The following is a 24,014-nucleotide window of genomic DNA, read 5'->3' as shown; positions in this document are numbered from 1 at the left end:
CTACCGTATGAAATGCATCGCGCTCTACCACGTACGTTTTGAGGATCTGGGAACGTTCGCCGCACCGCTGGCGGACGCCGGCTACCAGGTGAGCTACCGGCACGCGGGCGCCGCCCCGCTGACGCAGGCCGAGTGGCGCGGCGCCGAGCTGATCGTCGTGCTTGGCGGCCCGCTTGGCGTCAACGACGCCGCGCTCTACCCGTGGCTGGCAGGCGAAATCAGCGGCCTGAAGCAGCGCCTGGCGCTTGGACTGCCGACCTTGGGCATCTGCCTGGGCGCGCAGCTGATGGCGGCAGCGCTCGACGGGCGTGTCGAACGCCGGATGGGCAGCGGTGGGGCGCCAGAAGCCGAAATCGGCTGGTCCGCGCTGGACCTGGCCGAGGACGCCGGCCCGCTGCGGCACCTGCGCGGCGTGCCGGTATTGCACTGGCACGGCGACAACATCGTGCCGCCGTCCGGCTCACCGCCCGCGGCAGCAACCTTGCATACGCCATGCCAGGCCTTCACTGCCGGCAGCCACGCGCTCGGCCTGCAGTTCCACGCCGAATTCCATCCGGACGCGCTGGAAGAGTGGCTCGCCGGCCATAGCGTCGAACTGCAGCATGCTGGCGTCGACTTCCAGCGCCTGCGCGAGGAGACCCGCCGCCACGGCGCCGGCCTGGCCCGGGCAGGCGACGCGCTGCTGCGCGACTGGCTGGCCGGGCTTTGATCACACGTTTCAGATTTGGCCGCTTACCGGCCCCACTCAGGAGAAGAAGAAACGAAATTCGTCAAGCCAACCATCGCCGCAGCCATGCTGCTGCCGGTTTTCGGCGCGCAAGCCCACAAGAGGCGCCAGCGACTTGAAAACGACGGCGACCTGTGGCACTCGCATCGGGTGGTGCTGAAGCAGGACGACGCTTGCGGCAAGGGCGCGCTCAAGGTGCTTGATATCCCCGAAGGCGCCAAGCCCAGGCTGCCGAAAACCTGGCCCGGCCTGCCGCTGCTGATCGACAGCCCGGGCTGGAGCCCCATCTTCAAAGGCGAATTGCTGGAACTAGCGGCGGACCGGCAATGAGTCTGCCGGAGCGATCAGGCCGGCAAGCAGCCATGCATGATGGACTGCGTCTCATCGTGAGGGGGCCGCCGGCGCGCTGGACAGCAGTTGGCCGGACGCGTCGTAGCGGGGGCTGAATACCAAGCCAAACTGCGCGAGGCTGGTGCCGTAAGGGATCTGGGTGACGCCGTTCGCACCGCGCATCTGGGACGTGCCTTCGGCCACCGGCAATTTTTTCCAGCATTGCTCATAGTCCGCGCTGCCCACCCGGCAGACCAGCGACACCGCAGCATTGCCTTCCTTGGTCGCCGCAAAATCCTGCAACCCGTCCCGCGTCTTTGCAATCCGGATCGCAAGCACATCGCCCATTTTCAGCGTCGGGAAGGTATCGGGCACCGCAACAGTGGTAGCCCATTTCATGAAACTCGTGGAATGATTGAGCATGTCCACCCGCGCCATCCGGTACGCCTCTTCCGGGGCGCCATAGCGGATTCCCTGGTTATACGTCAGCGCGCGGTCCTGCCTTCCCATGGCTGAAACCGGGCCTTCGTCCGATGCCACCGTGGCGAAAATGACCTTGGTGGTCATGACCGTTGGCAGGCCGCCGCCCAGGTCCCACATATTCGTAAAAGCGTTGTTCACAGGGTTCGCAGAACAAGCGGCCAGGGCCAGTGCAACAGCGGGCAGCGCGGCCATCCGCAATCGGTTGAAAATCCGCATTCTATTTTCCATGTGGCAACAATACCGCTATCGTGCTCGAAAGCCGCGAATTTTGCAAACAATCACCTTTTTGACGAACGCGGCGTGGCGGCTCGCATTAGGATGGCGGGCGAACGTTCCGATAATAAGCGTAGGAGTACACCTTGGCCCAGACGAAAAATGCCCACCGCCGTGCCGCCCAGCCGCATGCCCTCTACCTGAGCAGGCTCGCCGCCGCCGTTGCCGTCGCCTGCGGCACGCTGGCCGGCGCCGCGCTGGCCCAGGAGCTGGGCATCCCGCAGGCGTCCGACAGCGCGCGGCAGGCAGGCAAGGGCCAGCCCGCTGCGGGGCCGAACCAGACCGCGAACCAGCCGGTCTACCTGATGTCCAGTTTCACGGCCAGTGCACCCAACGCGCTCAGCGTGTTCTCGTCCACCGATGGCGCCACCTTCGCCACGCTGGCCTCGGAAACCTATACCGCCAAACAGCCCCTGCTGCGCGACCCTTCCATGGTCCGCCATAGCGACGGCTACTACTATGTGGTCCACACCAGCGGCGAAAAGGGCGCCGGCTTCGGCGTCACGCGTTCCAGGGATCTGACAAGCTGGCAGGCCGTGCGCGAAGCGGCCGTCAGCCTGCCCGGCGTGGCAGCCACCCGCGCGCCGGAATGGCTGCGCGACAAGGACGGCAGCCTGAAGGTGGTGGTCTCGCTATCGCAGGACGGCGCCAAATTTGCACCCTACATTCTTGAACCAAACGCCGACTTCAGCCAGTGGTCCGCACCCACGCCGCTGGCCGGACTGCAAGGCTATCTCGATACCTTTGTGGTGGCGTCGGGCAAGGGCTACACGGCCTTCGCCCGGAACCAGCAAAGCGGCTACATCGAGCTGGCCACGGCGGCTTCGCCGGGCGGCCCTTGGACCGTCGAGAAAAAAGGCGACTGGGCCGGCTGGGGCGCAGGCGGCGAGGGGCCGGCGCTGGTCCAGCTGCCCGGCGGCGGCTGGCGCATCTACTTCGACCAGCAGGGCAAGCACGCCTGGTACGCGGACGGCGACAGCAACTTCGGCAACTGGTCGCCGAAGAAGGAAGTGGGCGGCGTGTCCGGCGTGGCGCGCCATTTCACCGTGCTGGCCGAGGATCCGCAAGCCTACGCGCAAGCCACCAAGCCGAAAGGCCAGCCGAAAAAGATCGCCTGGGATGAACATTCGCTGACCGTCGACGGCAAGCGCGTGGTGGTCTGGTCCGGGGAGGTGCACCCGTTCCGCCTGCCCAACCCCTCCCTGTGGCGCGACGTGATCCAGAAGATGAAGGCCACCGGCTTCAACGGCGTCGCTTTCTACTTCGACTGGGGCTATCACTCTTCCGCGCCCGGCGTGTACGACTTCTCCGGCGTGCGCAACGTGGAGCGCGCGCTGCAGATCGCCGAGGAGGAGGGCATGTACATCATCGCCCGTACCGGCCCCTACGTGAACGCCGAGCTGACCGGCGGCGGCTACCCCGGCTGGATGTTCCGCAACCGCGCCGAAGCCCGTACCGACGACCCGGTCTACACCGCCGCCACCGACGAATGGATGACGCAGATTAACGCCATCATCGCGCGCCACCAGGCCACCACCGGCGGCGGCAACGTCATCGCCTACCAGCTGGAAAACGAACTGGGCAAGGTCGAGCCCAAGCACGTGCGGCACATGGAACACCTGGCCGCCAAGGCGCGCGCCGACGGCATCACGGTGCCGTTCTTCCACAACGCGGCCGGCCGCCTGCCGGACTGGGCGCCGAAAGGCTCCAGCGCGCCGTGGGCCAACTCCGGCCCCACCGACATGTACGCCTTCGACGGCTACCCCGGCGGCACCTGCAACGTGTTCGCCGACCCCTCCGGCCCCAACAAAGCGCCCGACTGGGGCATGCACGGCAAGCCCGGCCCGAAATCCGGCGCGCTCACGTCGCCCAAGACGCCCGGTTTCGCAGCCGAACTGGGCGGCGGCTGGTTCGACTACTGGGGCTCGAACGGCACTTACGACTGCACCGCGCAGCGCCAGGGCAAGGGCTACCAGCGCGTCTTCTACGGCACCAACCTGATCAACCGCATCACCATCCACAACATCTACATGACCTTCGGCGGCACCTCGTGGGGCTGGCTGGCCGGGCCGGTGGTGTATACCTCCTACGACTACGGCGCCGCCATCTCCGAAGACCGCGGCCTGCGCGAAAAAGCCTACGCGCTCAAGCAGCAGGGCATGTTCGTGCAGGCGGCGGAGCAGGCGCTGGCCGAGATGGACAAAGGGCCGGAGCTCAAGCCCAGCAACGGCAAGATCAAGGTCTACCACAACATCAATCCCAAGTCCGGCACCCACATCCTGTTTGCCGTGCACAATCCGTCCGACGCGCTGACGGATGACCGCGCCACCTTCGCGCTGGCCACAAAGGACGGCAGCTACCAGATCCCGGTGCGCGTCAACGGCCAGGACGGCAAGCTGCTGCTGGCCTCCTACGCCATGGAACGCCAGCACCTGGTGTATTCGAACTCGGAAATCCAGACCCACTTCCGCCACGGCGAGCGCGACATCGTGCTGCTGCACGGGCGCGACAAGGAAGAGGGCGAGACCGTGCTGCGCTACCCCTCCGCGCCCAAGGTGGAGATCCTGTCCGGCTCGGTTGCATCGACCTTCGACGCCGCGAAAGGGGACCTTAAGCTGAACTACATGCACGACGGCCTGGCGCGCGTGCGCATCAGCGGCGGCGGCCGCGCGCCCATGCTGCTGTTGCTGGCCGACGAGAAAACCAGCTTCAACATGTGGCGCCAGGACACCGCAAACGGCGCGCTGCTGGAACTGACGCCGGCGCTGGTGCGCTCGGCCAGGTTCGACGGCGGCCAGCTTGCGCTTAGCGGCGACACCAGCGCGGACGCGGCGCTGGAAATCTGGGGTGCGGCGCCGTCGGCGGTCACCTTCAACGGCGAGTCGCTGACCCTGGCCGCGCAGCCGGACGGCAGCGTCAAGACCGGCAGCGTCAAGGGCCCGGAGCGCATCGCCTTGCCGGACCTGGCCAAACTGCCCTGGACGCGCCGCATGGACAGTCCCGAAGCGCAGCCCGGATTCGACGACAGCCAGTGGATCAAGGCCGACAGCCGCGCCTCCGCCGCGCAAACCTGGACCATGCCCGAGCGCGGCCAGCCCACGCTGAGCATGAGCGACTACGGCTTCCACCACGGCGACGTGTGGTACCGCGGCCGCGTCAGGATCACCGACCCCAAGACCAACCAGCTCGAATTGTTCTACGGCGGCGGCGGGGCCGGCATGATCCAGGCCTGGGTGGACGGACGCTTCCTGGGCCAGGACGAAATGGACACCGGCCGCTCCTTCCCCGAAACCACCGACAGCGTCAAGTTCGCGCTCGGCAGCCTGAAGGCGGGCGAGCACGTCATCTCCGTCATGGTGCGCAACAACTCGCACAACTGGAACCTGATGGCCGACGACTACCACCGTGAAGCGCGCGGCCTGATTTCGGCCTCGCTCACCTCGCGCGGCGGCAACCGCTTCGCGGTGCCGATCGACTGGCGCATCCAGGGCAACCAGGGCGGCGAGGCGATCGCCGACGTGGTGCGCGGCCCGCTGAACAACGGCGGCCTGCACGGCGAGCGCGAGGGCTGGCACCTGCCGCTGAGGCAGGGCGGCAAGCAGGACGGCTGGCAGGCGGCCAGGACCACCGACGCGCCGCCCGCGCCGGGCACCTACTGGCTGCGCACCAGCTTCGCGCTGGACCTGCCCAAGGGCCACGACGTGCAGCTGGGACTGGCCTTCGGCGACACCGGCAAGCCGCGTTCGGAGCGCAGCAACCGCGCGCTGATCTTCGTCAACGGCTGGAACATGGGCCAGTTCGCCGCCAACGTCGGCCCGCAGCGCACCTTTGTCATCCCGCCCGGCATCCTCAACCCCAACGGCCAGAACACCATCGCGCTGGCCGTGACCACGGACGGCAAGGCGGCCAACGCGCTTGAGCCGGTCAAGCTGGTCAAGCTGCGCACCGCGCGCGGCGGCGTGCCGCTGGAGATCATGCCGGGCAAGTAAGGCCAAAATGTGCGTGAAACGCAGTGCAAGTGGACAATTTGTGCACAAATTGTCCACTTTCATATGCATTTCGCGCATATAGTGCACAGGCGGGCCAATATAATTTCATGCATATCGCCACCTTTCTGGAGCATGAAATGTCTGATCTGTTTGAAAATCCCATGGGCCTGGACGGCTTCGAATTCGTCGAGTTCGCTTCGCCAACGCCGAACCAGCTGGAACCCGTGTTTGAGATGCTGGGCTTCACCCGCGTGGCCGAGCACCGCTCCAAGAAAGTCACCCTGTACCGCCAGGGCGATATCAACTTCATCATCAACAACGAGCCGAACAGCGCTGCCGCCTACTTCGCCGCCGAGCACGGCCCGTCGGCCTGCGGCATGGCCTTCCGCGTCAAGGACGCGCAAGCGGCCTACGCCCGCGTGCTGGCACTGGGCGCGCAGCCGATGGAGATCCCGACCGGCCCGATGGAACTGCGCCTGCCCGCCATCAAAGGCATCGGCGGCGCGCCGCTGTACCTGATCGACCGCTACGACGACGGCCTGTCGATCTACGACATCGACTTCAAATTCATCGACGGCGTGGAGCGCCACCCGGTGGGCCACGGTCTGAAACTGATCGACCACCTGACCCACAACGTCTACCGTGGCCGCATGAGCTACTGGGCCGGCTTCTACGAGAAGCTGTTCAACTTCCGCGAAATCCGCTACTTCGACATCAAGGGCGAATACACCGGCCTGACCTCGCGCGCCATGACCGCGCCGGACGGCAAGATCCGCATCCCGCTGAACGAAGAAGCGTCCGGCGGCGGCGGCCAGATCGAAGAATTCCTGATGCAGTTCAACGGCGAAGGCATCCAGCACATCGCGCTGCTGAGCGACGACGTGGTGGCCAGCGTGGACAAGCTGCGCGAAGCGGGCGTGCCGCTGATGACCGCGCCGCCCGCCACCTACTACGACATGCTGTCCGAGCGCCTGCCGAACCACGGCGAAGACGCGGCCCAGCTGCAGATGCGCGGCATCCTGATGGACGGCACCACCGGTGAAGGCGGCCGCCGCCTGCTGCTGCAGATCTTCTCGCAAACGCTGCTCGGCCCGGTGTTCTTCGAATTCATCCAGCGCAAGGGCGACGACGGTTTCGGCGAAGGCAACTTCAAGGCGCTGTTCGAATCGATCGAGCGCGACCAGCTGCAACGCGGCGTCATCAAAGCCTGATGGGAAGCGACATGTTCAAGCACGTTGAGCCCTACCCGGGCGACCCCATCCTGACGCTGAACGAACAGTTCGGCGCCGACCCCCGGCCCGGCAAAGTCAACCTGAGCATCGGCGTGTACCTGACCGAAGCGGGCAAGCTGCCCGCCATGGGCTCGGTGCTGGCGGCCGAAGCCGCGCTGGCGCAAACGGCCGGTCCGCGTCCCTACCTGCCGATGGAAGGCAGCGCCGTGTACCGCCACGCGGTGCGCGAGCTCACCTTCGGCAAAGGCTTCGACGGCATCGACCGCATCGCCACCGCGCAAACGCTGGGCGGCTCCGGCGCGCTGAAAGTAGGGGCGGACTTCATCGCCCGCTACTTCCCGCAAGCGCGGGTGTGGGCCAGCGACCCCACGTGGGACAACCACCACAGCATCTTCGCCGGCGCCGGCCTCACGGTGGAAAAGTACCCCTACTACGACGCCGCCACCAGCCAGGTCGACTTCCGCGCCATGCTGGCCGCGCTGGAGCTGCTGCCGGCCGGCGACGTGGTGCTGCTGCACGCCTGCTGCCACAACCCGACCGGCGCCGACCTGGACGACGAGCAGTGGCGCGAGCTGGCGCAGTTGGTCAAGCGCCGCGGCCTGCTGCCGTTCTTCGACATGGCCTACCAGGGCTTCGGCCGCGGCGTGGAAGAAGACGCGTTCGCCATCCGCCACTTCGCGCAGGAGGGCATCGCCCTGTTCGCCGCCACCTCGTTCTCCAAGAACTTCTCGCTGTACGGCGAGCGTTGCGGCTCGCTCAGCATCGCCTGCGGCGACGCGGGGCAGGCGGCCAATGTGCTTGGCCAGCTGAAAGCCACCATCCGCCGCAACTACTCCAGCCCGCCGACCCACGGCGCGCGCATCATCGAGCGCATCCTGACGGACGGCGAACTGCGGGCCGGCTGGCAAGCCGAACTCGACGGCATGCGCGCCCGCGTCGCCGCCATGCGTACCGCGCTGCACCAGGCGCTGTGCGCCAGCATGCCGGACGGCGACTTCAGCTATCTCGGCAAGCAGACCGGCATGTTCAGCTACACCGGCCTGACCGCGATGCAAGTGGCCGCGATGCGCGAAGAGTCCGCCGTGTACCTGGTGGGCACCGGGCGGCTGTGCCTGGCCGCGCTGACGGCGGCCAGTGTGCCGGTTGTTGCGCAAGCCATGGTCAAGGCGATCAAGACGCCCTTGACCAAATAAGAGCGCGCCATTACTATAGCGCTCGTTCGGACCGGAGCGGCAACGCGAAGGGCGACAATAGTTGAGTAATCAGCTAGGAGACGTGGCCGAGTGGCCGAAGGCACATCCCTGCTAAGGATGCATACGGCTTATACCTGTATCGTGGGTTCGAATCCCACCGTCTCCTTAATCAGCTAGGAGACGTGGCCGAGTGGCCGAAGGCACATCCCTGCTAAGGATGCATACGGCTTATACCTGTATCGTGGGTTCGAATCCCACCGTCTCCGCCAGAACAACGAAAAAAGCCTCCCCTGCGGGAGGCTTTTTTCGTTGTTCTGGACGGAACGGTGGGATTCGAAGGGTTGCCCGCCTGGCGGCGGGCAACCCTCTCCGAATCGCCCATCTGCTGCGCGCTGCGCGCGCAGCCCCGCGCGCCGAGGGCGCGCGATGCCACAGTCTCCCATCGCCCAAACACGGCAACAACAAAAAAAAAGCATCCCCCTGCAACCAATCCGCGATCCAGCTGCCTAACGCAGATGACCCGCGACGACACCCCCCCACCGAAAAAGCCCCAGGCCGAGCTCCCCCCAGCAAGACCTGGATGCTGTTCGCCGTCGTCCTGTTCATCAACTACCTCATCATGAAATGGTACTTCCCCGGCGCCGACTCGCCGGTGAACATCCCCTACACCGTCTTCAAGCAGGAAGTCGCCAAAGGCAACGTCACCGCCATCTACAGCAAGGCCGTCAGCATCGAAGGCCGCTTCGCCGCGCCGGTCGGCTGGCCGCCGGCCGCCTCCGCCAACCCGGCCCAGCCGGAAGCGCCGCGCCGCGCCGCCAAGACCTTCACCACCACGCTGCCCGCCTTCGTCGATCCCGGCCTCGAGCAATTCCTCATCGCCAACCGCGTCGAAATCAGCGCCATGCCGCTGCGCAGCGACAGCCCGCTGGCCACGCTGCTCTACGGCTTCGGCCCCGCCTTGCTCATCATCGCCTTCTACGTCTGGCTGTACCGCCGTGCCGCGCAGCAAGGCGGTGGCATGGGCGGGCTGTTCGGCATCGGCCAGAGCAAGGCGCGCCGCTACGACCAGCAGGCCGGCACCCGCACCACCTTCGACGACGTGGCCGGCATCGACGAAGCGGAAAACGAGCTGGTCGAGATTGTCGACTTCCTCAAGGACCCCGGCAAATACACCCGCCTGGGCGGCGCCGCCCCCAAGGGCGTGCTGCTGGTGGGCGCGCCCGGCACCGGCAAGACCCTGCTGGCCAAGGCCGTGGCAGGCGAGGCCGGCGTGCCGTTCTTCTCCATGAGCGCGGCCGAGTTCGTGGAAATGATTGTCGGCGTCGGCGCGGCCCGCGTGCGCGACCTGTTCCGCCAGGCGCGCGAGCACGCCCCCGCCATCATCTTCATCGACGAGCTCGACTCGATCGGCCGCGCGCGCGGCCAGTTCGCCATCGGCGGCTCGAGCGAGCAGGAGCAGACACTGAACCAGATCCTGACCGAAATGGACGGCTTCTCCAGCCGCGAAGGCATCATCGTGCTGGCCGCCACCAACCAGCCCGACGTGCTCGACAAAGCCCTGCTGCGGCCGGGCCGCTTCGACCGGCGCGTGGTGGTCAACCTGCCCGACAAGGCCGGGCGCGAAGCCATCCTGACGGTGCACACGCGCAAGGTGCCGCTGGCGCCGGACACCAGCCTGGCCGAGCTGGCCGGCGCCACCCCCGGGCTGGCCGGCGCCGACCTGAAGAACCTCGTCAACGAGGCAGCGCTGCTGGCCGCCCGCCGCAACCAGGACGCGGTGCACCAGAAGGACTTCCTGGACGCGCTGGAAAAAATCGTGCTGGGCCCGGAACGGCCCATCCTGCTCAGCCCGGCGGACCGCGAACGCATCGCCTACCACGAGAGCGGCCACGCCATCCTGGGCCTGCTGGTGCCCGGCTCGGACCCGGTACACCGCGTCACCATCGTGCCGCGCGGCCAGGCGCTGGGCGTGACCTACCAGCGCCCGCAGACCGACCGCTACAACTACCCCGAAGCGTACCTGCGGGCCCGCATCACCGGCCTGCTGGGCGGACGCGTGGCCGAGGCCATCGCCTACGGCAGCAAGACCACCGGCGCCGAGAACGATATCGAACAAGCCACCGAGCTGGCCCGCAACATGGTGACCCGCTGGGGCATGAGCGACGAACTTGGCCTGGTCCAGCTGGCGCCGCGCCAGAATCCCTACCTGGGCGGCGGCGCCTACGCCGGCCCCAAGCCGTTCAGCGAAGTAACCGCGCGCCTGATCGACATCAACGTGCAGCGCATCATCGGCGAGTGCCACGACGAAGCGCTGCGCCTGCTGAACCGGCACCGCCGGGAACTCGACGCGCTGGTGCGCGCCTTGCTCGCGCGCGAAACCCTGGACGAGAAGGAGATTCTCGCCGTCACCGGCCTGCCGCCCGCGCTGGCGCTGGAAAGCCGGCGCGAGCGGGGAGGGCGGGCCGCCGCCAGCGCCTGAAGCGCACCCGTGCGGGCGCGGCGTGGCCACTTCGGCTATCATACCGCCCGGTCCGCAATATCACCGCCAGCCTGTCTTGCGTGTAGAAGCATTGTTGGAAAATAAACGCGAGCAAGGAATGGCAATGAATGCAGCAGTAAGCGCCGGGCCGGCGATGGCGGCCCCGGCACAGTTTGGCCTGATCAACCTGTTGAAAGCCGGCGCCGCGCAGCTGATCGTGCTGCACCACCTGGCATTCTACGGCCCCATGTCCGACCACGCGCGCGCGCTGATGCCCGAGCTGATGGACTGGCTCACCGATCACGCCCGCATCGCCGTACAGGTGTTCCTGGTGGTGGGCGGCTTCCTGGCCGCCAAGTCCCTGTCGCCGTCCGGCCGCCCCGGCATCGCTACCCCGCTGCACACCACCTGGCGCCGCTACGCCAAGCTGGCCCCGCCGTTCCTGGCCGCCGCGCTGCTGGCGGCCGGCGCCAACGCGCTGGCCAGCGCCTGGATGACGCACGACTCGATCTCCGCGCCCGCCAGCTTCGGCCAACTGAGCGCGCACGCGCTGCTGCTGCACAGCGTGCTGGGCTACGAATCGCTGTCGGCCGGCGCCTGGTACGTCGCCATCGACTTCCAGCTGTACGCCGGCATGGTGCTGCTGCTGTGGCTGTCCGGCCGCCTGAGCGGGGACGGCCTGCGCACCTGGCTGATGCCGGCCGTGATGCTGGCCGCCGTCAGCAGCTCGCTGTTGTACTTCAACCTCGACAGCGACTGGGACAACTGGGCGCCGTACTTCTTCGGCAGCTACGGCCTGGGCGTGCTGGCCTGGTGGGCCAGCGACGCGAAGCGCACGCGCGGCGCGGTGGCGCTGCTGCTGGCGATGCTGGTGCTGCCGGCGCTGGCCGCGCTGGTGCTGGAGTTCCGCGTGCGCATCGCCGTCGCGCTGGCGGTGGCCTGCGCGCTGTTCGCCTTCGGCCGCGCCAGGCTGGCCGCCGACGCCGGGCGCGCCTGGCAGCTGGTCAACTACCTGGCCAAGACCTCGTACGCGGTGTTCCTGATCCATTTTCCGGTCAGCCTGCTCGTCAACGCAGCCTTTACGCGCTTCGCGCCGGCCGAGCCGTACTGGCAGGCGGCCGGCATGGCCATCGCCTGGGGCGCCAGCCTGGCCGCCGGCGCCGCCTTCCACCGCTGGGTGGAACTGCCGCTGGGCCGCATCGTCTCGCGGGTGGCGCAGCATGTGTACGCGCGGCCCGTGCCGGCGTAAGCGTTGCGCGGCGGAGCGGCCCCGCCAATGCCGCCTATAATGGCGGCTCACGGACCACACTGAGACGCCATGCCCTGGGACTATCCGCAAGCCTACACCCTGCCGCTGCAGCCGCAAGCGCAAGACATCGACGGCCTGCAGCACACCAACAATGCCGTCTACGTGCGCTGGTGCGAGGCGATCGGCTGGTCCCATTCCGAGGCACTCGGGCTGGCGCTGGCCGACTACCACCGCCTCGACCGCGCCATGGCCATCCGCAGCGCCTCCTACGACTACCTGCTAGCGACGCGCCTCGGCGAGCCGCTCACCCTGGCCACCTGGCTCACCGCCAGCGACGGCAAAATGACCATGGAACGGCGCTTCCAGCTGATCCGCGACAGCGACCAGGCCACCGTGCTGCGTGGGCGCTGGGAACTGATCTGCGTCGACATCAGCGCCGGCCGCGCGCGCCGCTTCCCGCCCGAGTTCAGCGCCATCTACCTGCCGGCCATGGTGGACGCCGGCCAGGCAAATTCCCGTTGAGAAAAACTGTCATGGCGGAAAAATTGCCTGATAATAGTCCCAGCCGCCGATAGCGCGCGGCGCAAGCCTATTCGAGGGGGGCGCATGGCTCAGGTGCTGAAAGTGCTGGTGGTGGATGACGTCGAAACGATGCGCAAGGTGACTGCGGGGCAGCTGGCGGGGCTGGGCTACGGGCCGGTCGACATGGCAGGCGATGGCGCCGAGGCCTGGCGCATGCTGGAGCGCAAGCGCTACGACCTGGTGATCTCGGACTGGAACATGCCGGCCATGAGCGGCATCGCGCTGCTGCAGCAGATGCGCGCCAGCCCGCGCCATGCGCACACGCCTTTCATCATGATCACCGCCGAGGCGGAGCGCAGCCGTATCGAAGCGGCTATCGCCAGCGGCGTCAGCGATTTGCTGGTCAAACCCTACACGGCCGGGCGGCTGTCGACCAGCGTGCAGCGCGCCATGGCGCACAGCATTGCCCCGGCGGCCCCGGCGCTCCCGTTCTCTGCGGGGGCGCCCGGGACGGCGGCCGAGCCGCAGGGGGCCGCCCGCACCGCTAGTGCCCCCGCTGCCGCTACTGCCGCTACGGCAGCCGCTGCCGCTGTGCCGGTCGGCCCGGTCCACTTGCCGCCCTTGGCCCCGCCGCCGCCGACCTTGCTGCTGGTGGACGACACCGCCGACAACCTGCACGTGCTGGCCAATGTGTTCAAGGGCAGCTACCGCATCAAGGCGGCCCACAATGGCGAAAAGGCGCTGGCGCTGTGCTGCTCTGACGCCCCGCCCGACCTGGTGCTGCTGGACGTGATGATGCCGGACATGGACGGCTTTGAAGTGGCGCGCCGCATGCGCCAGCATCCGAACGCGGAGAACGTGCCCATCATCTTTGTCACCGCGCTGACCGGCGACGCCGCCCGGCTGCAGGGCATGGAGCTGGGCGCGGTCGATTTCGTCACCAAGCCCATCGATCCGGTCCAGCTCAAGCTGCGCGTGGCCAATTTCATGCGGTACGTCCAGCTGCGCCGGCAATTGCAGGCCGACTACGACAACATGCTGGCCATGGCGCGCCTGCGCGACGACGTGGAGGCGATGACGCGCCACGACCTGAAAGGCCCGCTGGCCGGCGCCATCGGCATCCTGCAGTCGCTGATCGACGCGGGCGACCTGGACCGCCGCCAAGGCGAGCAATTGCGCCTGGCCGAGCAGGCCATGCTGCAGGTGACCGATATGGTCAACCTGTCGACCGAGCTCTACAAGATCGAGACCGGCAAATACCTGCTGCGGGCGGAACCACTGCCGATCAGCGACGTACTGCGGAAGGTGGTGGAGACGGCGCGCGCCAGTTACGCGGGCAAACAGCTGGTGATCGCGGTCGATACCGATTTCGACGTGGGCATCGATCCGCCCATGGGGCTGTGCGACGCGATGCTGACCTATTCGCTGCTGCACAATCTGGTCAAGAACGCCTGCGAGGCGGCGCCGGAGCGCAGCAGGGTCAGCGCCACGCTGTACGCGGACAGTCCCTTGCGCATCGAGATCGTCAACAAGGGCGTGATACCGGAAGCGATCAGGGAGCGCTTTTTCGACAAGTTCATCACCGATGGCAAGGCGGGCGGCACCGGTCTGGGTACCTATTCGGCGCGGCTGCTGGCGCGCGCCCAGCACGGCGAGGTGGCGTTCGCGGTAGACGACGACAAGCAGAGCACCACGCTGATCGTGACCCTGCCAGCCGCTCCTTCAGCCGCCCCTTCGGCCACCCCTGCCTAGCGGGGCGGGTCGCCCAGCCCCGGCACGCCTCCCAACCCGGTATGCCTACCAGCCCGGCACACCTCCGAGCTAGGCGCGCCTTCCAGCCTGGCTCGCCTCCCAGCTAGGAGCGCCGGCAGCCGGCACGCCTCCTAGACCGGATCGCGTCGCAGCCAGGCACGCCTCCTTGCCCGGCACGCCGTCCAGGCAAGCACGCAAATCAGGCTGGCAGCGCCAGGCCGTCCAGTTGCGCCAGCGCGGCGTCGAAGTCGAAGCGCTCCACCTGCTGGCTGACCTTGCGCAGCTGGCGCCCCAGCGGCAGGCCGTCCACCAGCGGTTCCAGCTCTTCCAGCAGGTCCAACGCGCCGGTGTCGCTGTCGGCCAGCAGGGCGCGCAATTGTGCCAGCATGGCGCCCACTTGCGGCGGCAGTGGCGCGGCAGGCGGTTGCACCGGCGCCGCGTCCGACGTTGCGTCCAGTGCTGTGGCCGATGCCGACGCCGTGGCCGATGCCGCGTCCGGTGCCGCGTCCGAAGCGTCGGCAAAAGCGTCGGCAGAAGCGTCGGCGGAAGCGCCGGGCGCCGGCGCGGCGCGTGCACTGCCGCCAAGCACTGCCAGGCCGGCCAGCACCGGGGCAAGTTCGTGCTCCACCGCCGCCAGCAGGCGCGCAACGTCGTTCGCGCCTGCGCCGGCTTTGCAAGCTAGCTCCAGCTCCGTGGCGGCGGCGGCAAGCGCCTTTGCTCCGATGTTGCCGGCCGTGCCGCGCAACGTGTGCGCCACGCGGCAGGGCGCTGCATCGTCGCCGCTCAGCCGCGCTGCGTCGAAGTTTGCGCGGAAGCCGCCTTGCCCGTCGCGGAAGCGGCCCAGCATGCGCAGGTAAAGCGCTTCGCGGCCCATGCTGGTGCCCAGCCCGGCGCGCACGTCGATGCCGGGCAGCTGCGCCGGCAACGCAACGCTGCCGCTGCCGGCGTGGCCGCCGCCAGCGCCGCCGGCCGGTTCCGCCGCAGTATCAACCGCGCGTGCGGCAGGCTTGATCCATTTCGCCATGGTGGCGAACATGGCGGCCACGTTCAACGGCTTGGAGATGTGGTCGTTCATGCCCGCGTCCAGCGCCAGTTCGCGGTCGCCCGACATCGCGTTGGCGGTCATGGCGATGATAGGCAGTGCGGCAAACTGCGGTTGCCCGCGCAGCTTGCGGCTGGCCGTGTAGCCGTCCATGACCGGCATCTGGCAGTCCATCAGCACGCCGTCGAAGGCCGGGTCGGCGGCCAGTCTTTCCAGCGCCTGCTGGCCGTCGCCGACGATAATCAGTTCGATGCCCGCGCTTTCCAGCAGCTCGCGCGCCAGCTCCTGGTTCATGTCGTTGTCTTCGGCCAGCAGGATGCGCGCACCGGCCAGGCTGGCCATGTCGGCTGCGCTGCGGTCCTCGCGTTCCGCCTGGCGGGTTTCGGTCACCACGCCCTTGCCCAGCACTTCGCCGATCGCCTCCAGCAGCGTGGATGGCGTGACCGGCTTGGTCAGCACCGCCGGCAGCGCCACCTGCTGGCGCGCCGCCTCCTCATGCGCCTCGTCGCGCCCGAACGCCGTCACCATGATCACCGACGGAACGTGGTTGACCGCGCCGGCCTGCATGCGCCGCAGTGCCTCCACGCCGTCCATCACCGGCATGCGCCAGTCCATCAGCACCAGGTCGTAGGGCAGGGCCTTGCGCTCTGCCTCGACCATGCTGCGCAAGGCGCTCTCGCCGTTGTCCGCCACGTCGACCTCAAGCCCGAAGCTGCGCGCCATGGTGGACAGGATCTCGCGCGCGCTGGCGTTGTCGTCCACCACCAGCACCCGCAGGCCAAGCAGCTCGTCCGCATGGAACATGCGCCGCGCCGAGCCTTCGGCGTGCAGGCCGAACCAGGCATGGAAGTGGAAGGTCGAGCCCTCGCCGGGTCGGCTGTCGGCCCATATGCGGCCGCCCATCAGCTCCACCAGCTTGCGCGAGATGGCCAGGCCCAGGCCCGTGCCACCGTATTTGCGCGTAATCGAGCTGTCGGCCTGGCTGAAGGACTCGAACAGCCGCTCGCACTGTTCGGGCGTCATGCCGATGCCGCTGTCCTTGACCCAGAAATGCAGCTCGACCCGCCCGTCCGCCTCGGCCGCCAGCTCGGCGCCGACCACGATCTCGCCCCGTTCGGTGAACTTGGCTGCGTTGTTGCCCAGGTTGACCAGGATCTGCCCCAGCCGCAGCGGGTCGCCGACCAGCGCCGTGGGCAGGTCCGGTGCGGAGGCGAACAGCAGCTCCAGTCCCTTGTCTTCGGCCTTCAGGCCGATCATGCTGGCGAAGTTCTGCAGTACGTCCTCCAGCCGGAACGGGATGTCCTCGATGCTCATCTTGCCCGCTTCGATCTTGGAGAAATCCAGGATGTCGTTGATGATGCCCAGCAGGTTCTCGGCCGAGCGGTGCACCTTCTCGATGTAGTTGCGCTGCTTCTTGTCGAGCTGCGTGCGCAATGCCAGGTGGCTCATGCCGATGATGGCGTTCATCGGGGTGCGGATCTCGTGGCTCATATTGGCCAGGAAGTCGCTCTTGGCGCGCGTGGCGTCTTCCGCGATCTCCTTGGCCCGCACCACCTCGGCTTCGGCTTGCTTGCGGTCGCTGATGTCGCGCACCGAAGCGCACACGCACACGCCGCGGTCCTCGATGGCCGGCAGCCGCGACAAGCCTATCTCGACCGAGAACTCGCTGCCGTCCTTGCGCAAGCCGTGCAGATCGGCGCCGACGCTGCCCATCTGGCGCGCCGTGCCATGCCCGATGAAGCCATTCCGCTCGCCCACGTGGGTGCCGCGCACCGCGTGCGGCACCAGCGTCTCGATCGGCAGCCCATGCAGTTCGCCGGCGGCGTAGCCGAACAGCTTGTCGAGCTGCGGATTGGTCAGCAGGATATGGCCGGTGGCGTCGACCACCAGCATGCCGTCTGGGGCGGCCTCGATAATGCCGCGATACCAGGCCTCGGTGGCCTTCAGCGCCACCTGCTGCTGCGCCAGTTCGGCCGACTGGCGCTCGGTGCGCTCCAGCAGGGCGTGCACGGCCTCGTTGCGGTTCTTGATCTCCATGCTCATCGCCAGTTGCGGCAGCAGGCCTTGCAGCAGCTCGGCCTCCGCCGCCCCGGGCGGCTCGAAGCTGGCAAGCTCCAGCACGCCCATCAGGCGCTCGCCGTGCAGCAGCGGGAGCGCCAGCAGGTGGCGCGCCTGGGCCTGGCCCAATTGCGAATGGATGTGGCCATACTCGGGCGGCAGCGCGTCCAGGCGGCGCGGCTGGCGGTCCTGCGCGCACTGGCCCAGCAGGCCGCTGCCCAGCGGCAGTTCCGGCGCCGGCGGCCGTTGCGGGTCGACCGCATAGGCGCCGCGCAGGCGCAGCGTCTGGCCGGTTTCGTCCAGCGTGTACAGCACCCCCTGGCCACTGCGCAGCAGCGGCGCCAGCAGCGCCAGGAAGCGCTGGGCCAGTTCGTCGAGCGTGGCGGCCTGCTGCAGTTCGGACTGGATGGCAGCCTCCTGCGACTTGATCCAGCGCTGCGTCTCGAGCTGCCGCGCCTCGACCTGCAGCTTGGCGATGGCGCGCGCCAGGTCGCCGGTTTCGTTGCGGTAGCCGGTGTGCGGGATTACGCTGTCGAGCTGGCCGGCCGCCAGCGCATCGACCGCCTTGCGCACGCGGTCGATGGGGTGGCGGATCGAGCGGCTGATGGACCAGGAAAACAGGAAGGCCAGCGCCAGTCCGCCCACCAGCAAGGCATAGGTGAGCAGGTTGCTGGTGACGGTGAACTGGCGGATGTTGTAGATGGTGGAGCGCACGCCGGCATCCTTGACCGCTGCGATCTCGGCCAGGTTTTTGTCGGCATCACGCATGGCTTGCCGGTGCCGCGGCAGCTCAAGCAGCGCCTGCGCTTCGGCGGTCCGGTTGCTCCTGACCAGGTCCAGCGCATCGTCGCTGGCGCGTTCCACGCGGGCCAGCAGTGCTTCGAAGCTGGCCAGGCGCTGCTGGTTGTCGGCGCGCAGCAGCGTGTTGCCGGCTTCGTCGACGGCATAGCGCAGGCGCTCGCGCGCCTCGTCCAGGTCCTGCAGCGCACGCTCGCGCGCCGCCGTGCCCTGTGCGCCGGCCACCTGGTGCAGCGCCTGTTCCATGCGGGCCAGCTGCACCCGCGCCTCCTTTACCTGCACGATGCCGATCACGCCTTCGCTCAGCAGGCGCTGCATGTCGTGCCCCAACTGCTCCTGCGTGCGCAGGCTCTGCACGCCCAGGGCCAGCGACAGCAGCAACAGCGAACAGAAGCCGAGCAACAGCTTGCGGCGCAGCGGCCACTGCTCCAGCCAGGCGATCAGCGTCCTCACGGCGCGGCAGCGGCCGCGCCGCTATGGGCTATCGCCTGCGCCTGTTTTTCCATGTCCGCGTCGCTGTCGGCGAAGCGCGCGGCGATCTGCTGGAACAGCGGCAGGCAAGCCTGGAAGGCGTCGCAGATGTCGGGATCGAAGTGCGAAGCGCGTCCCTCCAGGATGATCTGCACCGCCTTATCGTGCGGCATGCCTTCCTTGTAGACGCGGCGGCTGATCAGCGCGTCGTACACGTCGGCCACCGCCATCAGCCGCGCCGAGATCGGGATGGCGTCCCCGGACAGGCCCTCCGGGTAGCCGCTGCCATCCCACTTCTCCTGGTGGCTGTAGGCGATTTCCTTGGCCAGCGCCAGGAAGCCGACGTCCATGCCCAACTGCTGTTCGGCGTGCGCGATGGCGTCGCGCCCCAGCGTGGTGTGGGTCTTCATGATCTCGAACTCATCGGGCGTGAAGCGGCCCGGCTTGAGCAGGATGCGGTCCGGGATGCCGATCTTGCCGATGTCGTGCAGCGGCGCCGACTTGAACAGCAGCTGGATGGTGGCATCGTCCAGGAAGTGGCGGAAGCGCGGGTGCTCGCGCAAGTGCTCGGCCAGCACCCGCACATAATGCTGCGTGCGGCGGATATGGTTGCCGGTCTCGTTGTCGCGCGTTTCGGCCAGCGAGGCCATGGCGTGGATGGTCACGTCCTGAATCGCGCCCAGCTCGCGCGTGCGGCGCTGCACTTCCTGTTCCAGGTAATCATTCTTATCGCGCAGGAAGTCGGCCGCGTCCTTCACCTTGAGCTGGGTGCGTACCCGCGCCAGCACCACCGGTGGGCTGATCGGCTTGGTGATGTAGTCGGCCGCGCCCAGCTCCAGTCCCGCCGTTTCGTCCGCGCTGGAAGCCATCGCGGTCAGGAAGATGATGGGGATGTTGCGCGTAGCCGGTTCGGCTTGCAGGATGCGAGCCACGTCGTGGCCGGTCATGCCCGGCATCATGATATCGAGCAGGATCAGGTCCGGCTGCGGCCGCGTCTGCGCGATGCGGATCGCCTTCTCGCCGTTGTTGGCCGCCTTCACCGTGTACAGGTCCTTCAGCAGGTTGGCCATCAGCAGCAGGTTGTCCGGGGTATCGTCGACCACCAGGATGATGGGCTTGGCGGGCAAGTCTGGGGCGAAGTTCATACCTGGGCTCCTTGGTCGTTCCGGCTGGGATTGTTGTCAGACTATATATTGCCGCTGCGCAGCTGTAAACCGGCGCTTGCGGAGTGCCGGCGGCCGCGGCGTGGCGTGGCAAGCCGGCCATTGCGGCAATGCCCGCGCATTACAGCGGCAGGGCAGTCTCGTACTTCACTTCACGCAGCGCCACGCTGGTGTTGACCTGCGAAACGCCGTTCAGCTTTACCAGCACGTTGTGCAGGAAGTCGTGGTACCCGTCCATGTCCGCCACCACGATCTTCACCAGGTAGTCCGCGTTGCCGGTGGTCTCGTAGCACTCCACCACCTCCGGCCGCAAGCGCATCGCTTCCTCGAAATTCTTCACCGCGCCTTCCTCGTGCCGGGCCAGCGTGATGTTGGCCATGCAGACCACCGACAGCCCCAGCTTGCGCCGGTCCACCAGCGCCGTGTAGCGGATGATGTAGCCGTTGTCCTCCAGCTCCTTCTGGCGCCGCCAGCAAGGGCTGGCCGACATGCCGATCTTCTCGGCCAGCTCGTTTGACGAAATGCGCGCGTTTTTCTGCAGTTCGGCCAGAATCTTGACGGAGGCCGCATCCAGGGAATCATTTTTCATTTTTCTGCTATATTTGGAAAGAAAAAACCCATTCTAACGTCTGGAATAGCGGGAATAGACGAAATATTTCGCCCGATGCGCCATATCATTTCTCGCACTATAAGTATTTAATTGCGAGACACGACAATGAATTCCATGACCTTGCCAGCCTCCATCCAGCCAGCCCTGGCGGACCCCGACTACGCTCTTTCCGACAACCTGACCCGCACCCAGGGCCGCGTGTTCCTGACCGGCACCCAGGCGCTGGTGCGCCTGCTGTGCATGCAGAAGATCTGCGACGACGCGCAAGGCCTGAACACGGGCGGCTTCGTCAGCGGCTACCGCGGCTCGCCGCTGGGCGCGGTGGACCAGGAACTGTGGCGCGCGTCCAGGCTGCTGGCAAAGCACAACGTTGAATTCCTGCCCGCGATTAACGAAGAACTGGGCGCCACGGCGGTACTCGGCTCGCAGCAGGTGGAAGCCGACCCCACCCGCAAGGTCGATGGCGTTTTCGCCATGTGGTACGGCAAAGGCCCGGGCGTGGACCGGGCGGGCGACGCGCTCAAGCACGGCCACGTGTACGGCTCCTCGCCGCGCGGCGGCGTGTTGGTGATCCTGGGCGACGACCACGGCTGCGTGTCCTCCTCCATGCCGCACCAGAGCGAGCAGGCGCTGATCGCCTGGAGCATGCCGGTAATTAACCCGGCCAACATCCAGGAGTACCTGGAGTTCGGCCTGTACGGCTGGGCCTTGTCGCGCTACTCGGGCGCGTGGTCCGGCTTCAAGGCCATCTCGGAGACCGTGGAGGGCGGCGCCGTGGTGGAGCTGCCGCCGCTGCCGAGCTACGTTATGCCCACCGACTACACCGCGCCGCCGGACGGCCTGCACAACCGCTGGCCGGACTTGCCCGGCTTGGCCCTGGAAGTGCGCGCGGCCGAGAAGCTGGAAGCCGTGCAAGCCTTCGCCCGCGCCAACTCCATCGACCGCCTGGTAGTGCCTGCGCCGCGCGCCGCCGTCGGCATCATCAGCGCCGGCAAGGCCTACCTCGACCTGCTGGAAGCGCTGGAGCGCCTTGGCCTGCCGTTGCGCCGCCTGGAAGAACTGGGCGTGCGCCTGTACAAGCCGGGCCTGACCTATCCGCTGGAACGCACCCGCCTGGCCGCGTTCGCGGACGGCCTGCAGGAAATCCTGGTGGTGGAAGAGAAGGGCGCCGTGATCGAGCAGCAGGTGAAGAACCTGTTCTACAACCTGCCGCAGTCCGAACGGCCCGCCGTCATCGGCAAGACCGACCGGAATGGCGATGCGCTGCTGTCCGCGCTGGGCGAACTGCGCCCCTCGCGCATCGCGCCCGCCATCGTGCAATGGCTGGCGCCCCGGTTCCCCGAGCTGGACCTGAAGCGCATGCTGCCCGACTTCTGCGCCGCCGAGCTGCTGTCCAACAGCGCCGACGGCATCAAGCGCACGCCGTACTTCTGCTCCGGCTGCCCGCACAACACCTCTACCCGCGTGCCGGAAGGCAGCCGCGCCATGGCCGGCATCGGCTGCCACTTCATGGCCACCTGGATGAAGCGCGACACCAACTACCTGGCGCAGATGGGCGGCGAGGGCATCAGCTGGGTGGGTTCTTCGCGTTTCGTGGGCGAGAAGCACGTATTCCAGAACCTGGGCGACGGCACTTACTACCATTCTGGTTCGCTGGCGATCCGCCAGGCGATCGCCGCGCGCACCAACATCACCTACAAGATCCTGTACAACGACGCGGTGGCCATGACCGGCGGCCAGCCGGTGGACGGCACGCTGTCCGTGCCGCAGATCGTGCAGCAGGTGGTGAGCGAGGGCGCGAAGAAGGTGGTGGTGGTGACCGACCAGCCGGAGAACTACACCGGCGTGGCGCTGCCGGCCGGCGTAACGGTGCACCACCGCAGCGAGCTCGATGCCATGCAGCGCATGCTGCGCGAGATCGCCGGCGTGACGGTGCTGGTGTACGACCAGACCTGCGCGGCCGAAAAGCGCCGCCGCCGCAAGAAGAACAAGCCGGAAAAAATCGTATTCCCCGACCCGGCGCGCCGCATGGTGATCAACCCGGCCGTGTGCGAAGGCTGCGGCGACTGCGGCGTGCAATCGAACTGCCTGTCCATCCTGCCGCTGGAAACGGAATTGGGCCGCAAGCGCCAGATCGAGCAATCGTCCTGCAACAAGGATTACTCGTGCGTAGAAGGCTTCTGTCCGAGCTTCGTCTCGGTACTGGGCGGCACGCTGCGCAAACCGGCCAGCGTGGCCCTCACGCTGGCGGACCTGGAACAGGCGCTGGGCCGCTACCCGGCGCCCGCGCCGCACGCGCTGGACAAGCCGTTCGAAATCCTGGTGGCGGGTGTGGGCGGTACCGGCATCGTCACCGTCGGAGCGCTGATCACCATGGCCGCGCACCTGGAAGGCAAGGGCGCGTCCACGCTGGACTTCATGGGTTTTGCGCAGAAGGGCGGCGCGGTGCTGTCGCATGTGCGCGTGGCCGCGTCGCCGTCGGCCTTGAATCAAGTGCGTATCGACTTGCAGCAGGCGGACGCGGTGTTCGCCTGCGACCTGGTGGTAGCGGCGATGCCGGACAGCCTGTCCGTGATGCGGCGCGGCCACACGCAAGTGGTGGCCAACGAGCGCGAGATCCCGACGGCGGAATTCACCCGCGACCGCGACGCCTCCATCAACAAGGACGGCTTGCTCGAGAAGCTGGCATCGGCAGCGGGCGGCGCCAATCTGCTGCAGCTGGACGCGCAGGAAATCGCGGCGCGCTTCCTCGGCGATCCGATCGGCGGCAATATCCTGCTGATGGGCTATGCGTGGCAAAAGGGGCTGGTGCCGGCCGGCCTGGAAGCGCTGATGCGGGCGATTGAGCTGAACGGCGTCGCCATCGACATGAACAAGCGCGCCTTTATGCTGGGCCGCCTGGCCGCAGCCGACCAGGACGCGCTGTCCCGCCTGGCGCAGCCGCAACAGCAGGTGATCCAGTTCGCCGCGCCCAAATCGCTGCCGGAACTGGTGGCCTTCCGCGCGGACTGGCTGAGCAAGTACCAGAATGCTGCCTATGCCCGTGTTTACGCCGACGCGGTGGCGGCCGTCGAGCTGAAAGAGGTCGCGTTGGACGGCGATGGGGCGAAGCGCACGCTGAGCAAGGCCGTGGCGCGCAACCTGTTCAAGCTGATGGCTTACAAGGACGAATACGAAGTGGCGCGCCTGCACGCCGACCCGAGCTTCCGCGAGCAGATCGCGGCGCGATTCGAAGGCGACTACAAGCTCGGCTTCCATCTGGCGCCGCCATTGTTGGCGCGCAAGAAGCCGGGTTCGGACGTGCCAGCCAAGATGGCGTTCGGCGGCTGGATGATGAAAGGCTTCGGCGGCCTGGCGCGCCTGAAATGCCTGCGCGGCACGCCGCTGGACATCTTTGGCTACACCGAAGAGCGGCGCCGCGAACGCGCGCTGCGCGACCGCTACCTGGCGTTCGTGCACGAGCTGTCCGCTTGCCTCGGGCTACACAATAAAGCCGCCGCGCTGAGGCTGGCGCAACTGCCGGAACAGGTGCGCGGCTACGGCCACGTCAAGCTGGCGGCGATGGACCAGGTGGACGCTGCCTGGCAAGCGCGCATGGTGGAGTTCCAAACCCCGGCCACTGAGCTGAAGCGGCAAGCCTGAT

General features: G+C 67.5%; 14 protein-coding genes and 2 tRNA genes. 12 read left to right on the top strand and 4 right to left on the bottom strand.

Translation table 11 applies throughout. The features are described 5' to 3' along the window. The first annotated feature begins 7 nt into the window (after positions 1-7). Both ASD15_RS13345 and ASD15_RS13340 read left to right on the top strand, forming a co-directional pair. A complete protein-coding gene (locus ASD15_RS13345; RefSeq protein WP_057155472.1) occupies positions 8-709 on the top strand; it encodes a hypothetical protein in 702 nt (233 codons plus the stop codon). A gap of 84 nt (positions 710-793) precedes the next feature. Next, positions 794-1,057: a hypothetical protein gene (locus tag ASD15_RS13340; protein ID WP_057155471.1), complete on the top strand. Its 264-nt coding sequence runs from the start codon at positions 794-796 to the stop codon at positions 1,055-1,057. Between the two features lie 51 nt (positions 1,058-1,108). Here the strand turns inward: ASD15_RS13340 and ASD15_RS13335 are convergent, their stop codons facing one another. Beyond that, positions 1,109-1,756 carry a hypothetical protein gene (locus tag ASD15_RS13335; protein WP_057155470.1) on the bottom strand — a complete coding sequence of 216 codons (648 nt, stop codon included), beginning with the start codon at positions 1,754-1,756 and terminating at the stop codon, positions 1,109-1,111. Between the two features lie 143 nt (positions 1,757-1,899). On the opposite strand from ASD15_RS13335, the gene ASD15_RS13330 reads away from it, so the two are divergent. The 9 genes from ASD15_RS13330 to ASD15_RS13290 all read left to right on the top strand — a co-directional run bounded on the left by ASD15_RS13330 (position 1,900) and on the right by ASD15_RS13290 (position 14,229). After that, positions 1,900-5,802, top strand: coding sequence for a beta-galactosidase (locus ASD15_RS13330; protein WP_229418177.1), 3,903 nt, complete (start codon positions 1,900-1,902; stop codon positions 5,800-5,802). Positions 5,803-5,939: 137 nt separating this feature from the next. Next, positions 5,940-7,013: a 4-hydroxyphenylpyruvate dioxygenase gene (gene hppD / locus ASD15_RS13325; protein ID WP_057156058.1), complete on the top strand. Its 1,074-nt coding sequence runs from the start codon at positions 5,940-5,942 to the stop codon at positions 7,011-7,013. A gap of 11 nt (positions 7,014-7,024) precedes the next feature. Then, positions 7,025-8,227, top strand: coding sequence for an amino acid aminotransferase (locus tag ASD15_RS13320; protein ID WP_057156057.1), 1,203 nt, complete (start codon positions 7,025-7,027; stop codon positions 8,225-8,227). Between the two features lie 76 nt (positions 8,228-8,303). Further along, positions 8,304-8,393: transfer RNA gene (locus ASD15_RS13315), tRNA-Ser, on the top strand. 10 nt (positions 8,394-8,403) lie between these two features. After that, positions 8,404-8,496: transfer RNA gene (locus tag ASD15_RS13310), tRNA-Ser, on the top strand. A 311-nt stretch (positions 8,497-8,807) separates the two neighbouring features. Further along, positions 8,808-10,706 (top strand): ATP-dependent zinc metalloprotease FtsH, encoded by a 1,899-nt coding sequence (gene ftsH / locus ASD15_RS13305; RefSeq protein ID WP_082551822.1) that lies wholly within the window; start codon positions 8,808-8,810, stop codon positions 10,704-10,706. Between the two features lie 118 nt (positions 10,707-10,824). Continuing rightward, positions 10,825-11,955 carry an acyltransferase family protein gene (locus ASD15_RS13300; protein WP_373888177.1) on the top strand — a complete coding sequence of 377 codons (1,131 nt, stop codon included), beginning with the start codon at positions 10,825-10,827 and terminating at the stop codon, positions 11,953-11,955. A gap of 69 nt (positions 11,956-12,024) precedes the next feature. After that, complete coding sequence (locus tag ASD15_RS13295; RefSeq protein WP_057155468.1) at positions 12,025-12,477, top strand: thioesterase family protein; 453 nt, start codon at positions 12,025-12,027, stop codon at positions 12,475-12,477. 84 nt (positions 12,478-12,561) lie between these two features. Next, a complete protein-coding gene (locus tag ASD15_RS13290; protein WP_057155467.1) occupies positions 12,562-14,229 on the top strand; it encodes a response regulator in 1,668 nt (555 codons plus the stop codon). Between the two features lie 199 nt (positions 14,230-14,428). Here ASD15_RS13290 and ASD15_RS13285 read toward each other — a convergent pair whose 3' ends face one another. The 3 genes from ASD15_RS13285 to ASD15_RS13275 form a co-directional block, all read right to left on the bottom strand. Continuing rightward, positions 14,429-18,580, bottom strand: coding sequence for a response regulator (locus ASD15_RS13285; RefSeq protein ID WP_057155466.1), 4,152 nt, complete (start codon positions 18,578-18,580; stop codon positions 14,429-14,431). Then, entirely contained in the window at positions 18,577-19,743 is a 1,167-nt protein-coding gene (locus tag ASD15_RS13280; protein ID WP_057155465.1) for a two-component system response regulator, read from the bottom strand. The genes ASD15_RS13285 and ASD15_RS13280 overlap by 4 nt, the downstream gene beginning before the upstream one ends. Before the next feature lie 139 nt (positions 19,744-19,882). Beyond that, a complete protein-coding gene (locus tag ASD15_RS13275) occupies positions 19,883-20,350 on the bottom strand; it encodes an Lrp/AsnC family transcriptional regulator (RefSeq protein ID WP_057155464.1) in 468 nt (155 codons plus the stop codon). Between the two features lie 135 nt (positions 20,351-20,485). On the opposite strand from ASD15_RS13275, the gene ASD15_RS13270 reads away from it, so the two are divergent. Continuing rightward, on the top strand, positions 20,486-24,013 hold the full coding sequence (locus tag ASD15_RS13270) for an indolepyruvate ferredoxin oxidoreductase family protein (protein ID WP_082551880.1): 3,528 nt from the start codon (positions 20,486-20,488) through the stop codon (positions 24,011-24,013). Position 24,014: the final 1 nt, after the last annotated feature.

Origin of the sequence: Massilia sp. Root351, assembly GCF_001425045.1 — a bacterium.
Classification (GTDB): domain Bacteria; phylum Pseudomonadota; class Gammaproteobacteria; order Burkholderiales; family Burkholderiaceae_D; genus Rugamonas.
The sequence above is the reverse complement of the archived record's forward strand: the minus strand, read 5'-3'. Positions and strand labels throughout refer to the sequence as shown.

Excerpts from the sequence above, each read along its gene's own strand:
- ASD15_RS13275 (WP_057155464.1), bottom strand. The coding sequence starts at position 20,350 with ATGAAAAATGATTCCCTGGATGCGGCCTCCGTCAAGATTCTGGCCGAA.
- ASD15_RS13335 (WP_057155470.1), bottom strand. The coding sequence starts at position 1,756 with ATGCGGATTTTCAACCGATTGCGGATGGCCGCGCTGCCCGCTGTTGCA.
- ASD15_RS13270 (WP_082551880.1), top strand. The coding sequence starts at position 20,486 with ATGACCTTGCCAGCCTCCATCCAGCCAGCCCTGGCGGACCCCGACTAC.
- ftsH (WP_082551822.1), top strand. The coding sequence starts at position 8,808 with ATGCTGTTCGCCGTCGTCCTGTTCATCAACTACCTCATCATGAAATGG.
- ASD15_RS13295 (WP_057155468.1), top strand. The coding sequence starts at position 12,025 with ATGCCCTGGGACTATCCGCAAGCCTACACCCTGCCGCTGCAGCCGCAA.
- ASD15_RS13345 (WP_057155472.1), top strand. The coding sequence starts at position 8 with ATGAAATGCATCGCGCTCTACCACGTACGTTTTGAGGATCTGGGAACG.
- ASD15_RS13280 (WP_057155465.1), bottom strand. The coding sequence starts at position 19,743 with ATGAACTTCGCCCCAGACTTGCCCGCCAAGCCCATCATCCTGGTGGTC.
- ASD15_RS13290 (WP_057155467.1), top strand. The coding sequence starts at position 12,562 with ATGGCTCAGGTGCTGAAAGTGCTGGTGGTGGATGACGTCGAAACGATG.
- ASD15_RS13320 (WP_057156057.1), top strand. The coding sequence starts at position 7,025 with ATGTTCAAGCACGTTGAGCCCTACCCGGGCGACCCCATCCTGACGCTG.
- hppD (WP_057156058.1), top strand. The coding sequence starts at position 5,940 with ATGTCTGATCTGTTTGAAAATCCCATGGGCCTGGACGGCTTCGAATTC.
- ASD15_RS13300 (WP_373888177.1), top strand. The coding sequence starts at position 10,825 with ATGGCAATGAATGCAGCAGTAAGCGCCGGGCCGGCGATGGCGGCCCCG.
- ASD15_RS13340 (WP_057155471.1), top strand. The coding sequence starts at position 794 with ATGCTGCTGCCGGTTTTCGGCGCGCAAGCCCACAAGAGGCGCCAGCGA.